At 60.9% G+C, this 12,039-nt stretch carries 12 protein-coding genes; 7 read left to right on the top strand and 5 right to left on the bottom strand.

Annotated elements, in window-relative coordinates:
* The first annotated feature begins 81 nt into the window (after positions 1-81).
* Positions 82-846 carry an SDR family oxidoreductase gene (locus tag FBZ97_RS23630; RefSeq protein WP_145322207.1) on the top strand — a complete coding sequence of 255 codons (765 nt, stop codon included), beginning with the start codon at positions 82-84 and terminating at the stop codon, positions 844-846.
* Positions 847-985: 139 nt separating this feature from the next.
* On the opposite strand, the gene FBZ97_RS23625 is transcribed toward FBZ97_RS23630, so the two are convergent.
* Complete coding sequence (locus FBZ97_RS23625) at positions 986-1,432, bottom strand: ester cyclase (protein WP_181592401.1); 447 nt, start codon at positions 1,430-1,432, stop codon at positions 986-988.
* A 236-nt stretch (positions 1,433-1,668) separates the two neighbouring features.
* Between FBZ97_RS23625 and coaBC the strand changes: the two genes are divergently transcribed.
* On the top strand, positions 1,669-2,880 hold the full coding sequence (gene coaBC, locus FBZ97_RS23620) for a bifunctional phosphopantothenoylcysteine decarboxylase/phosphopantothenate--cysteine ligase CoaBC (RefSeq protein WP_145322205.1): 1,212 nt from the start codon (positions 1,669-1,671) through the stop codon (positions 2,878-2,880).
* On the opposite strand, the gene FBZ97_RS23615 is transcribed toward coaBC, so the two are convergent.
* Positions 2,867-3,682, bottom strand: coding sequence for a class II glutamine amidotransferase (locus FBZ97_RS23615; RefSeq protein ID WP_145322203.1), 816 nt, complete (start codon positions 3,680-3,682; stop codon positions 2,867-2,869). The two genes, coaBC and FBZ97_RS23615, sit on opposite strands and share 14 nt — an antisense overlap.
* Positions 3,683-4,230: 548 nt before the next feature.
* Here FBZ97_RS23615 and otsB point away from each other — a divergent pair.
* Together otsB and otsA are read left to right on the top strand one after the other, a co-directional pair.
* A complete protein-coding gene (gene otsB, locus FBZ97_RS23610) occupies positions 4,231-5,025 on the top strand; it encodes a trehalose-phosphatase (RefSeq protein WP_113329946.1) in 795 nt (264 codons plus the stop codon).
* Between the two features lie 47 nt (positions 5,026-5,072).
* Positions 5,073-6,449: an alpha,alpha-trehalose-phosphate synthase (UDP-forming) gene (otsA, locus tag FBZ97_RS23605; protein ID WP_145322201.1), complete on the top strand. Its 1,377-nt coding sequence runs from the start codon at positions 5,073-5,075 to the stop codon at positions 6,447-6,449.
* Between the two features lie 10 nt (positions 6,450-6,459).
* Here the strand turns inward: otsA and FBZ97_RS23600 are convergent, their stop codons facing one another.
* The gene (locus tag FBZ97_RS23600; protein WP_145322199.1) at positions 6,460-7,362 is read right to left on the bottom strand and encodes a LysR family transcriptional regulator; all 903 of its coding nucleotides are present in this window, start codon (positions 7,360-7,362) and stop codon (positions 6,460-6,462) included.
* A 99-nt stretch (positions 7,363-7,461) separates the two neighbouring features.
* On the opposite strand from FBZ97_RS23600, the gene FBZ97_RS23595 reads away from it, so the two are divergent.
* The 3 genes from FBZ97_RS23595 to FBZ97_RS23585 all read left to right on the top strand — a co-directional run bounded on the left by FBZ97_RS23595 (position 7,462) and on the right by FBZ97_RS23585 (position 10,218).
* The gene (locus FBZ97_RS23595; RefSeq protein ID WP_186449542.1) at positions 7,462-8,409 is read left to right on the top strand and encodes a choline ABC transporter substrate-binding protein; all 948 of its coding nucleotides are present in this window, start codon (positions 7,462-7,464) and stop codon (positions 8,407-8,409) included.
* Between the two features lie 20 nt (positions 8,410-8,429).
* Entirely contained in the window at positions 8,430-9,944 is a 1,515-nt protein-coding gene (gene betC / locus FBZ97_RS23590) for a choline-sulfatase (RefSeq protein WP_145322197.1), read from the top strand.
* Between the two features lie 64 nt (positions 9,945-10,008).
* Positions 10,009-10,218 carry a molybdopterin-binding protein gene (locus FBZ97_RS23585; protein ID WP_047628419.1) on the top strand — a complete coding sequence of 70 codons (210 nt, stop codon included), beginning with the start codon at positions 10,009-10,011 and terminating at the stop codon, positions 10,216-10,218.
* 54 nt (positions 10,219-10,272) lie between these two features.
* On the opposite strand, the gene tsaA is transcribed toward FBZ97_RS23585, so the two are convergent.
* Both tsaA and FBZ97_RS23575 read right to left on the bottom strand, forming a co-directional pair.
* Positions 10,273-10,803, bottom strand: a complete 531-nt coding sequence (gene tsaA / locus FBZ97_RS23580; protein ID WP_145322195.1) for a tRNA (N6-threonylcarbamoyladenosine(37)-N6)-methyltransferase TrmO — start codon at positions 10,801-10,803, stop codon at positions 10,273-10,275.
* Positions 10,804-10,826: 23 nt separating this feature from the next.
* On the bottom strand, positions 10,827-11,852 hold the full coding sequence (locus FBZ97_RS23575; protein WP_145322193.1) for an iron ABC transporter substrate-binding protein: 1,026 nt from the start codon (positions 11,850-11,852) through the stop codon (positions 10,827-10,829).
* Positions 11,853-12,039: the final 187 nt, after the last annotated feature.

Raw genomic sequence — 12,039 nt, 5'->3', positions numbered from 1 at the left:
ACTAATCCGAACGATCGGAAAAGGCCATCTTCCTCGTATCGGACAAACCGAAAGACACATCCTCACACAGGAGATGGAACAATGAACCGTTTGAATGGAAAAGTCGCAATCGTCACCGGCGCCAGCTCCGGCATCGGCCGCGCCACGGCAAAGCTCTTTGCCGCCGAAGGCGCAAAGGTTGTCGTCGGCGCTCGCCGTGTTGCAGAGCTGGAAAGCCTTGCCGCTGAGATCAAGGCCGCCGGCGGAGAAGCAGCGGTCTTGGCCGGCGATGTGCGCTCGGAAGACTACCACAAGGCGCTGGTCGCCCTTGCAGTCGAGCGCTACGGCAAGCTTGATATCGCCTTCAACAATGCCGGCACGCTCGGCGAGGCCGGTCCCAGCACCGAGGTTTCGGAGGCAGGCTTTTCCGAAGCGCTGGCGATCAACCTCACCGCGTCCTTCCTGGCCGCCAAGCACCAGATCGGCGAAATGATCAAGCACGGCGGCGGTTCCGAGATTTTCACGTCGACTTTCGTCGGCCATACCGTCAGCTTCCCGGGCGTCGCGGCCTACGCCGCCAGCAAATCCGGCCTGATCGGCCTGACGCAAACGCTCGCCGCCGAATTCGGCCCGCAGAATGTCCGCGTCAATGCCGTCCTGCCGGGTGCCGTCGATACCGATATGTATCGCGATATGAACGACACGGCCGAAAAGCAGGCTTTCATCACCAACCTGCATGCGCTGAAGCGCGTCGCCGGCCCGGAAGAAATTGCTCGCTCGGTCCTTTATCTCGCCTCCGATGATGCAAGCTTCGTGAGCGGCACGGCATCGCTCGTCGACGGCGGCCTGTCGATTACGCGAACCTGACCGGGTGTTTTGCCGACGAAATTATCACGCCGGCAGCTTCGGAACGCGACATGATCCCGCGGCGTATAAACGGTTGCGAGATCATGTCGCCGGAATGCTTTGCATGAGCCGCGAATTCTATTCCCCCACGGCTTTCCACTCAGAACATCGTATTGCTGTTCTTCGAGGTCTCGGGGATCGGCTGCACCGAATCCCAATGTTCTTGGATCTTGTTGTCCTCGACGCGGAAGATATCGACGATGGCGCTACCGCGATCGCCCGGCTGGCGAATGGCGTGGACGCGCAGGATCACATAATCGCCATCGACCATCACGCGCTTGATCTCGCTCTTCGACTGCGGATAGTTTTTCTTTAGGTAATCCAGGAAACCGCGCAGGCCTTCCGGCCCATCGGCGGCAAGAGGATTATGCTGGATGTACTTGCCGAGATATTTGGAAGCCGCGTCGAAATCCTTGTCGTTCAGCGCCTTCTGGTAGAAGTCCAGAACGATTTCCTTGTTCTTCTGCTCCTGTGGTGAATAGGCACGCTCGGCAAAGGCCGGCATGGCGGCAGCCATGATTGGCAGGGCGATGACCGCGACTTTCATCAGTTTCAAGGCGTTGCTCCTTTGGTCGTTAACACGTTCACTTTCGTCGAGGGCGAAGATGCCCGCAAATGACAAGTCGGTGATGCCGGCGTGATCATTGGCTGCAAATAGCCAAAAATCCGATCGCCCGCATCGCAATCACCGACACGCCGAGCTCGATGGAAGCACGCGGCGATTGCCTATGACACACCAAAGGCTTAGGCTTATCGCTAAAAGAACAGGCGACGGGTTCAGACATGGTTCTCGTAGGAAAGCGCATCCTTCTCATTATCTCCGGCGGTATCGCGGCCTATAAAAGCCTCGATCTCATCCGCCGGCTGCGCGAGCGCGGCGCAAGCGTCCGGCCGGTCATGACGGCTGGTGCGCAGCAGTTCATCACGCCGCTTGCCGTCGGCGCGCTGGCCGCCGACCATGTCTTCACCGATCTGTTTTCGCGAGAGGACGAGCAAGATGTCGGCCATATCAGGCTGGCGCGCGACTGTGATCTCGTGCTGATCGCGCCGGCGACTGCCGATCTGCTCGCCAAGATGGCGAACGGGCTGGCCGACGATCTCGCCTCGACCATATTGCTCGCCACCGACCGGGCAGTCCTCGCAGCCCCCGCGATGAACCCGAAGATGTGGGCCCATCCCGCCACCAGGCGCAACGTCGAAACTCTACGCAGCGACGGCATCGCCTTCGTCGGTCCTATGACCGGCGAAATGGCCGAGAGCGGCGAGAGCGGCGCTGGCCGGATGGCGGAGCCGCTCGATATCGTCGCCGCCGTCGAGCGTCGGCTGGATGACGGCACCAAGCCGCTTGCCGGCAGGAAGGCGGTCGTCACCTCCGGGCCGACGCATGAACCGATCGATCCCGTGCGCTACATCGCCAACCGCTCGTCAGGACGGCAGGGCCATGCCATCGCAGCGGCGCTTGCTGCGCTCGGCGCCGATGTCACGCTCGTCTCCGGCCCGGTCACCATACCCGATCCGGTCGGTCTCAACGTGATCCACGTCGAACGGGCAGACGAGATGCGCGATGCCGTTCTGGCTGCTCTGCCGGCCGATATCGCCGTCATGGTGGCCGCGGTCGCGGACTGGCGCGTCGCTTCCGCTTCCGATCAGAAGATCAAGAAGCATCCAGGCGAATCGATCCCAACGCTGGCGCTCACCGAAAATCCGGACATATTGAAAACCGTCGGCCATCATACACAGCGGCCGAAACTCGTCATCGGCTTTGCGGCCGAAACCCAGGATGTCGAGAGCAATGCCCGTGCGAAGTTAGAGCGCAAGGGCGCCGACTTCATCGTCGCCAACGACGTCTCGCCCGCAACCGGCATCATGGGCGGCACGCGCAATCGCGTGAAGATTATCAGCCATCACGGCGTCGAGCAGTGGCCGGATCTCGACAAGGATGAGGTGGCGGTGCGGCTGGCGGCGCTGATATCGGAACAGCTCAAGCAGGAATAGCAGCCGGCGTCCGGATCTCTCCGGCGGCATGCTCTTCCGGCTGGAAGGGCGTGACATGGACGCCCGTATCGTCGATCAGAACGGCGCTGCCATCGGGGATCTCGCGCCAGGCATCGACATCGTCGTTCAGCGGCTCCGACACGAGGCAATAGCCTGACCCGACCGGAGAGGCATACAGCGTCGGCGCCTTGCGATCGGTCGCATAGCGGATGGCGTAGAGCGACTTACCGTCGGAGAAGGCCGCCGTGAAGCGCACCAGTACCGAACCCGTCAGATGCAGCGACAGGCCTTCGACGAAGCCGATGGTCTGCGCGATCGCCACGGTCGGATTTGTCATGAGACCGAATTGCATCGCCAACAGGAACAGGAGCTCGGAATCGGTGGTGCCGCTGCGGGCATGGAACAGCCGGTCGTCGAGCATGGCTTCCATCGGCCGGCGCAGGCGGTCGAAATTGGAAATCTGGCCGTTGTGCTGGAATGACCAGTTCTCGAAAACAAAGGGATGGCAATTGTCGCGGCGTGTGCCGCCGCCTGTGGCAGCACGGACGTGGGCGAGGAAGAGCGGCGAACGGATCTGCCGCGCCAGGCTCTTCAGATTGCAATCGGACCAGGCCGGCAGGATATCGCGGTAACGGCCCGGTTCCGGCCGATCGCCATACCAGGCGATGCCGAAGCCGTCACCATTGGTCGCCGTCTTGGCGCGCGTGGCGCAATGGGATTGTTCGATCAGGGAGTGGGCGGGCGAAGACACCAGCTCCTCCAGATAGAGGGGGTCTCCACGATAGGCTGCCCAGCGACACATGCGTCTTCTACTCCGATTCCCGCTGTCTTTCTGTCCCGCGGGAGAATGGCAAATCTTGGACGATTGTTTATGCGGAATGGGTAATAAAGTCTTAATTTTCCATGCCGTGCGGCGCAAGATGACAGATATTTGACGCTTCGTCCGTTCACGTTTCGCATCGCAACATTTTCTTCGTGAAGGCCGCTACGGCAGGGCTCTTGCTCGAGATGCGGCGGGCAACACATTTCACTGCGACAATAAGTGTGAAGCTCCCTGAGGCCGTGCCTCTTGCATCAAGTCAAATTTGAGCTACGTTAAGCTTGTCTGAAACGTAACGAAAGGAAGGTGATCCAATGTCTAGTGAGATTTCGGTCTTTGTATACGGCATGGAAATGGTTGTGAGCGTTGCGAGGCAGCCCTCGCTCTGATCAACACCTTCCCGAAGCGTTCGCCGCTTCAGGCCAGTTACGGGCCAAAGCTCATGGGGGGTCGCTTAAGGCGGCCCCTTTTGATTTTGAGCTGTTATTTTTTGCCTTGCCAAACGAGAAGAGCGCCTTAGCTAACCCAGCATGTCTTCTCAGGAACAGCCCGAACAGGGTGAAGCCAAACCGAGGCCGCTGAACGAGCCGGCCCTTACCGCACTCTCATTGTATCCGCAGGACTGGGCCTTGTTCCTCGATATTGACGGAACCCTGCTCGATCTCGCCGAAAGGCCGGAAGCGATCGTCGTGCCCGACTATCTGCCCGGCACGCTGCATGCGCTCTCTCGTCAGCTTGGAGGCGCGCTCGCCTTGGTGACGGGCCGCGCCATCGAATTCGTCGATCCCCTTTTTGCCCCATTCCGCTTTCCCGTCGCCGGCTTGCATGGCGCGGAACGCCGCGATGCGGCGGGACGGCTGCGGCGCGCGCATATTCCGCCTGCCTTCCAGGAGATGAAGCAGGTCATTCGGCACGAAGCGCTCGCCTGGCCCGGCGCCATTGTCGAGGACAAGGGGGCTGCGGTCGCGGTTCACTTTCGGCACGCACCCGCATACGAGGCCGAAATCGGCGAAGTCATGCAACGCCATCTGGAAGAAGCCGGTCCCGACTGGAATCTGCAGCGCGGCAAGATGGTCCTCGAAATCTGCCCTTCCCACGCCAGCAAGGGACATGCCGTCGAGGCGTTTCTTGCCGAAACGCCTTTCGAGGGGCGCCGCCCGGTCGCGATCGGCGACGACGTGACCGACGAGACCATGTTTGCCGCCGCCAACCGTCTCGGCGGCCAATCCGTGCGCATCGGCGATGCCAACGGAAAAACACTGGCGCGTGCATCCATTGGCTCACCTGCGCGTTTAAGGGACGTGCTGGGAACGCTCGTCAAGTAATTTTCGATCATGGCGATGTCTACCAGCCTTCTCGAAAGGAAGAATTCGTGAGTCGACTCATCATTGTTTCTAACCGCGTTTCCGTGCCCGACCATAAAGGTGCCGCTGCGGCAGGCGGCCTTGCGGTGGCACTGCAGGCTGCGCTTGCGGAGCGCGGCGGCATCTGGATGGGCTGGTCCGGCAAATCGAGCGGCGACGTCGAGCCTGAGCCGCTGAAGATGACGCAGGACGGCAACATCACCTATGCGCTGACCGATCTGACCCAGACCGATGTCGAGGAATATTATCAGGGCTTTGCCAACCGCGTGCTCTGGCCGATCTGTCATTACCGACTCGATCTCGCCGAATATGCCCGCAAGGAAATGACCGGCTATTTCCGCGTCAACCGCTTCTTTGCCCACCGGCTCGCACCGCTGATCGAACCTGACGACATTATTTGGGTGCACGACTATCATCTCATTCCACTGGCGGCAGAGCTGCGGCAGATGGGCTTGAAGAACCGCATCGGCTTCTTCCTGCACATTCCCTGGCCGCCGGCGGACGTCGTGCTTGCCATGCCGGTGCATGAGGAGATCATGCGTGGCCTTTCTTCCTACGACCTGCTCGGTTTTCAGACGGACCATGATCTTGAGAACTTTGCAGGTTGCCTGAAGCGCGAGGGAATGGGTATCGAGAAAAGTCCCGGCCATTTCAGCGCCCACGGCCATGATTTTCGCGGCGGCGCTTACTCGATCGGCATCGAGACAGCCGGCTTTGCCGAATTTGCCCGCAGGGCCGCGTCGCACAGCATGGTGCAGAAGGTGCGGCAAAGCATCGAGGGCCGCGACCTTATCCTGGGCGTCGACCGACTGGATTACTCCAAGGGCATCACACAGCGCATCGATGCCTTCGAACGCTTCATCACCAACAATCCCGCTCACCAACGCAGTATCACCTATCTGCAGATCACGCCGAAATCGCGCTCGGAAGTCCCCGAATACGAGGCGATGCAAAACGCGGTTGCCGAACAGGCGGGCCGGGTCAACGGCGCGATCGGGACGGTCGATTGGGTGCCGATCCGCTATATCAACCGCTCGATCAGCCGCCCGATCCTGGCAGGACTTTACCGGATTGCGAAAGTTGGGCTCGTGACGCCGCTACGCGACGGCATGAACCTGGTTGCCAAGGAATATGTCGCGGCGCAAGACCCGGACAATCCCGGCGTGCTGGTTCTGTCCCGCTTTGCCGGGGCGGCGCGTAAGCTAAAAGGTGCTCTGCTGGTCAACCCCTATGATGTCGACGGCACCGCCAACGCGCTGGCGCGGGCCATCAACATGCCGCTGCAGGAGCGGCAGGAACGCTGGCGCGGCATGATGGATTATCTGCTTGAAAATGACGTATCGCGCTGGTGCGAGACGTTTCTTGCCGATCTTACGGCGGAATAGAGCATGATGATCATCCGGCGGCGGCTTCGGTGAGCAGCCATTGCGCCAGCCGCTCCGCCTGCGGGTTCGCGGCGGCCGGCGGCAGCAGCCAATAACCGCGCTCCGGCGCCTCCAGCATCGGGCCGGCCGTCACTAGCGTCCGGGCGGCAAGCAGAGAATCGACAAGGCCCATCCAGCCAATGGCAACGCCCTGCTCGCTGAGCGCTGCCTGCACAACCAGCGAATAAGTGTTGAAGCGCAGATCGCCGCGGCCGGCATAGGCGTCGCGGGCAATGCCGAAGGCAGAAAGATAGCTTTCCCAGTCGAACCAGGGCGATGGCATCTCCGAATCGAGATGGACGAGCGTGGTGCCTGCGAGCTGCGAGGGATCGGTGAACGGGCCGTGACGCTCCGCGAAACCCCTGGTACAGATCGGCACGACCTTTTCCGGCAAAAGCAAGGTGGCGGCGGGACCGAATTCGCTGCGCGTGCCGAAGAAGACGGCGATATCGCCACTTTCCGGCGCGCCACGATCCAGCCGCTGTGTGGCGACGATCTGGATATCCACTTCTGGGTGAAGCAACCGAAACGCATGCATGCGCGGAATGAGCCACAGCGCGGAAAAAGCATAATCCGTGCGCAGGCGAACGGATGGCCGTTCCGCCTCGGCGCGGAAACTGCGCACCAGATGGTCGACGCTGCCGACGGATTTTTCGACGATCTCGAACAGGCGCTGCCCTTCCGGCGAGAGCACAACGCCGCGATGCTGGCGGCGAAACAGGGGCACACCCATCTGCTCCTCAATGCGGCGGATCTGATAGCTGACGGCCGGTTGCGTCAGGCCAAGCGCTGCGGCAGCCGCAGAGAGGCTACCGGAACGGCCCACTTCCAGGAATATCCGCAGCCAACCGAGATCGACGAGACGTTCAACCATAAAATTTCCTTTTGGCATCCATCGAAAAATGCCAGCTTCACAGCGGGAACTCTAGTGATGTTCAATAAAATAATCCAATAACAAGAGGGAACCATCGTCATGCGCATCTCTGCAATGGGACGGCTCGCCGCCAGCGCTCTTCTTTCCGTCCTTTCCCTTGCCGGCATCGCCCGGGCTGATGGCGACAGCTGCAAGACGATCCACCTTTCGGACCCCGGCTGGACCGATATCACGTCAACCAACGGCGTGACCGGCGTGCTCTTAACCGCGCTCGGCTACGAGCCCGACATCAAGACGCTCTCCGTACCCATCGGCTACCAGGCGATGAAGACAGGCGAGATCGACGTTTTCCTCGGCAACTGGATGCCGGCGCAGAAGGCCTTCGTCGACGATCTCAATAAGGTGAAGGCAGCCGAAGTGCTAAACCGTAACCTTCAGGGCGCGAAGTTCACGCTCGCCGTTCCCACCTACGTCGCCGACAAGGGCATCAAGGATTTTTCCGACCTGCAGAAGTATGGCGACGATTTCGGCCGCAAGATCTACGGCATCGAGCCGGGCGCGCCCGCGAATGCCAATATCCAGAAGATGATCGACGCTAACGACTTCGGCCTGAAGGGTTGGGAACTGGTGGAATCGAGCGAGCAGGCCATGCTGTCGCAAGTGGAGCGCGCATCGAAGGACAAGCAGGCGATCGTCTTCCTCGCCTGGGCGCCGCATCCCATGAACGAGCGGTTCAAGATCGCTTATCTTTCCGGTGGCGATGCCTATTTCGGCGCGAATTACGGCGGCGCCGAGGTCTACACGCTGGCGCGCACCGGCTGGTCGGCGCAATGCCCGAACGCCGCCAAGCTCTTCCATAACCTAACCTTCGACATCGGCATGGAGAATTCGCTTATGGGATCGATCCTCGGCGGCGAGAGCGCCAAGGACGCGGCCACTGCCTGGCTGAAGGCGCATCCGGACGCCTTGACGCCCTGGCTTTCCGGCGTCACCACTATCGACGGCAAGCCTGGCCTCGAGGCCGTCAAAGCCGCCATCGGCCTCTGACCCGCAAGAAAGACATCTGCATGTCCCGCCCAAATATCCTTATCCTCATGGTCGATCAGTTCAACGGGACGTTCTTCCCCGACGGCCCGGCCGAGTTCCTGCATGCGCCGGTCCTGAAGGCTCTGGCGAAGCGCTCCGTTCGCTTTGCCAATAGCTATACGGCAAGCCCGCTCTGCGCGCCGGCGCGGGCTTCCTTCATGTCCGGACAGTTACCGAGCCGCACGCGCGTCTATGACAATGCCGCCGAATTCTGCTCGGACATTCCGACGTTCGCCCACCATCTGCGCGCCGCCGGCTACCAGACAGCACTCTCTGGCAAGATGCATTTCGTCGGTCCGGATCAGATGCACGGTTTCGAGGAGCGGCTGACGACAGACATCTACCCCGCCGATTTCGGCTGGACGCCTGACTATACGAAGCCCGGCGAGCGCATTGACTGGTGGTATCACAATCTCGGCTCGGTCACCGGGGCAGGTGTCGCCGAGATCACCAACCAGATGGAATATGACGACGAGGTTGCCTATCACGCGACCCGCAAGCTTTACGATCTCTCCCGCCGCCAAGACGAAAGGCCATGGTGCCTGACGGTCAGCTTCACGCATCCGCACGACCCCTATGTCGCGCGCCGCCGCTTCTGGGATCTCTACGAAGATTGCCCGGCGCTCGATCCCGAAGTCGGCGAAATTCCATTCGAGCAACAGGACCCGCATTCGCAGCGGCTGATGAAGGCCTGCGACCACACTGCCTTCGACATCACGCCGGAGCAGATCCGCAGGGCACGCCGCGGTTATTTCGCCAATATCTCCTATGTCGATGAGAAGATCGGCGAAATCCTGGAAACGCTCGAGCGCGGCCGTATGGCCGACAACACGATCATCCTCTTCGTCTCCGACCACGGCGACATGCTCGGCGAGCGCGGCCTGTGGTTCAAGATGAACTTCTTCGAAGGATCGGCCCGCGTGCCGCTGATGATCGCAGCCCCCGGCTGGCAACCGAAGCGGATCGACCAGCCGGTGTCGACGCTCGACGTGACGCCGACGCTTGCCGCCCTTGCCGGGATCGACATCGCATCGCTGCGCCGCTGGACCGATGGCGAGGACTTGACGCCGCTGGCTCTTGGAACCGGAGGCCGCAGTCCCGTGCCGATGGAATATGCCGCGGAAGGCTCGGAAGCGCCGTTGGTGGCCTTACGCGACGGCAATTATAAGCTGACCCTTTGCGAGAAGGATCCGCCGATGCTCTTCGACATCGACGCCGACCCGAAGGAGCTGACCAATCTGGCAGGCAACCCGGCCTATGCGGAAACGCTGGAGAGATTGACGACGCAGGCCATGGCCCGCTGGGATCTTTCAAGCTTCGACGCTGCCGTGCGCGAAAGCCAGGCACGGAGATGGGTGGTCTACACGGCGCTGCGCAACGGCGCCTATTACCCGTGGGACTACCAGCCTCTGCAAAAGGCTTCGGAGCGCTACATGCGCAACCATATGGACCTCAACGTGCTGGAGGAAAACCAGCGCTATCCGCGCGGCGAATAGGATTTCGATGGCCCGTCGCCGGAGACGACGATATTGTCGCGCCGGTCACAAGGGAGAAACATCCATGAAAATCAGTGCTAGAAACCGCCTCAAGGGCAAGGTCGTCGAAATCACCAAGGGCGCGACGACGGCGCATGTCCGCATCGATATCGGCAACGGTTCGATCGTCACCTCCTCGATCACTAACGAGGCTGTCGACGAGCTGGGCCTGACGGTAGGCTCCTCAGCCTATGCCGTCATCAAGGCGTCCGACGTGATGGTTGCAGTCGACTAAAGCAATTGCAGGATAGGTGCGCAGCGGTTTTCCGTCAGGAATTGCGTGAAACAATTAAGCATCGCGCTTCTGGCAGTAATGCACCGTCTCGCCGTCGCCGGTCTGGAAATCTCCGGGCTGTGGCGGCGCGATCGGTTTGAACAGAGTGCGATCCGGCTTCAGATCGAGTAGCGGCGTACCATCAAGACAATCGAGGCCACGCACCAGCAGCGCGGCACCTTCGACGGCTTCCAATTTGACGATAGAGGTGCCGATGGGGTTCGGCCGTACTGGCGAGCGCAGCGAAAAAGTGCCGTGTACCTTGCCGTTGCTGGCCGGGCTCTGCAGCACGAGATCCCGGCGAGACCGATCCAGCCAATAGAGAACTTCCAACCGCTCAAAGGCTTCCACACCTTTCAACGCTGCCCCCCAGGGCTCGAAGATCTCGATCCGGCAGATCGGGCCGTCGTGCCGACCCTGACGCGGCGTTTCCATGCGCGATGTCCAGGGTGTCGAAATGCGCCCGATGAAGATAAGACCGGCATCCGAGGCTGCGGGCGGCTCGACAGCCACCTCGTTTTCGCGAATTTCGTTCTCCCGGACCATGAACGCCTTCCTTATCAGAGTGGTTACTTCATGCCCCTCAGCAATGCCGTCAGCTGATCGTCGGTCAGATCGACCTGGTAGAACAGCTTGTAGAATTCCTTCACATCGTCGGAAAAATCGCTGCGGAAGAGCTTCGGATAGAGCAACTTCTCCATCCAGCGCACGCCGAGCAGCCGATTGACGCCGGGCGGGGAATCGAACCAGCCGAAAGGCAGAGACGGCGGCACGAAGATCCTGCCGTCCTTGACGGCCTTGATGCCGGCCCATTGCGGATCGTTTTTCACCGAGGCGGCAAAGGCAGGGCTCTCGGCGATGATGATATCTGGGTTCCAGCCGGCGACCTGCTGCGGCGTTACCTTGGCGAGGCCACCCTTGCCGGCAGCGGCGGCGACATTCATCGTGCCAACGGCATCGAGGATCTCGAGATTGATCGAGCCGGAAAGCCCGGTTTCGAGGCCATCGGCACCACGGCCATAATAGACGCGTGGTCGTGGATCGTTCGGCAGCGTCGCGAGCTTGTCGTTCAGATCCTTGATTGCTGAATCGGCATAGTCGGCAAGCTTGTTCGCACGGTCCTCGACACCGATCAGTGCGCCGACGTCGCGAAGCGTATCGGCCGTGCGGGCGAAGCTGCCATCCACAAGGATATACGGAATGTGCGTTTCCGATTGCACCTTGTCGGCGAGCGCCTTGTAGGTCGGGTCGACCGTGCCGGCATCGAGAATGATGTCCGGCTTGGCATCGATGACTGCCTGTGCGCTGACCGTGCCGTCCTTGCCCGTCAGGCGCCCGATTGTCGGCAGCGACCGCACCGACGGCATCAGATAGGCCTTGGCGGCATCATCAGGGGCATGAACCCAACCCACCAGTTTTTCGGGCGCCAGCACATAGACCAGCGCTGTTGCCGGCGGCCCGGCCACCAGAATGCGGTTGATCTTATCCGGCACAGACACCGTGCGTCCGGCCGCATCGGTGATGATTCGCGCCTCGGCTGCGACCGGCATCAGGCCGACAACGGCCAGAGCAAGAACCGCAAGAAATTTCATCATGAAAGCTGCTCGTTCTGATCGAGGGGACCTCGGGGCGGCACTATGGCATAGCGCTATATCGGATGGAACATCGCGATGGCACTATTCCAAAATGAAACGCATCCGAACCAATCACCTCGACTTGAGAGCTCATGGACCATGCTTTCATTACATCGCATGTAATTGAGAGCGGCATCCGTCTCGGGGT

This window comes from Rhizobium sp. ERR 942 (assembly GCF_007828395.1).
GTDB classification, from domain to species: Bacteria; Pseudomonadota; Alphaproteobacteria; order Rhizobiales; family Rhizobiaceae; genus Rhizobium; species Rhizobium dioscoreae.
Note: the sequence above shows the minus strand (reverse complement) of the source record. Positions and strands in the feature narration are given on the sequence as shown.

Excerpts from the sequence above, each read along its gene's own strand:
- FBZ97_RS23630 (WP_145322207.1), top strand. The coding sequence starts at position 82 with ATGAACCGTTTGAATGGAAAAGTCGCAATCGTCACCGGCGCCAGCTCC.
- FBZ97_RS23615 (WP_145322203.1), bottom strand. The coding sequence starts at position 3,682 with ATGTGTCGCTGGGCAGCCTATCGTGGAGACCCCCTCTATCTGGAGGAG.
- coaBC (WP_145322205.1), top strand. The coding sequence starts at position 1,669 with ATGGTTCTCGTAGGAAAGCGCATCCTTCTCATTATCTCCGGCGGTATC.
- otsB (WP_113329946.1), top strand. The coding sequence starts at position 4,231 with ATGTCTTCTCAGGAACAGCCCGAACAGGGTGAAGCCAAACCGAGGCCG.
- FBZ97_RS23625 (WP_181592401.1), bottom strand. The coding sequence starts at position 1,432 with ATGAAAGTCGCGGTCATCGCCCTGCCAATCATGGCTGCCGCCATGCCG.
- FBZ97_RS23585 (WP_047628419.1), top strand. The coding sequence starts at position 10,009 with ATGAAAATCAGTGCTAGAAACCGCCTCAAGGGCAAGGTCGTCGAAATC.
- FBZ97_RS23575 (WP_145322193.1), bottom strand. The coding sequence starts at position 11,852 with ATGATGAAATTTCTTGCGGTTCTTGCTCTGGCCGTTGTCGGCCTGATG.
- FBZ97_RS23595 (WP_186449542.1), top strand. The coding sequence starts at position 7,462 with ATGCGCATCTCTGCAATGGGACGGCTCGCCGCCAGCGCTCTTCTTTCC.
- betC (WP_145322197.1), top strand. The coding sequence starts at position 8,430 with ATGTCCCGCCCAAATATCCTTATCCTCATGGTCGATCAGTTCAACGGG.
- tsaA (WP_145322195.1), bottom strand. The coding sequence starts at position 10,803 with ATGGTCCGGGAGAACGAAATTCGCGAAAACGAGGTGGCTGTCGAGCCG.
- FBZ97_RS23600 (WP_145322199.1), bottom strand. The coding sequence starts at position 7,362 with ATGGTTGAACGTCTCGTCGATCTCGGTTGGCTGCGGATATTCCTGGAA.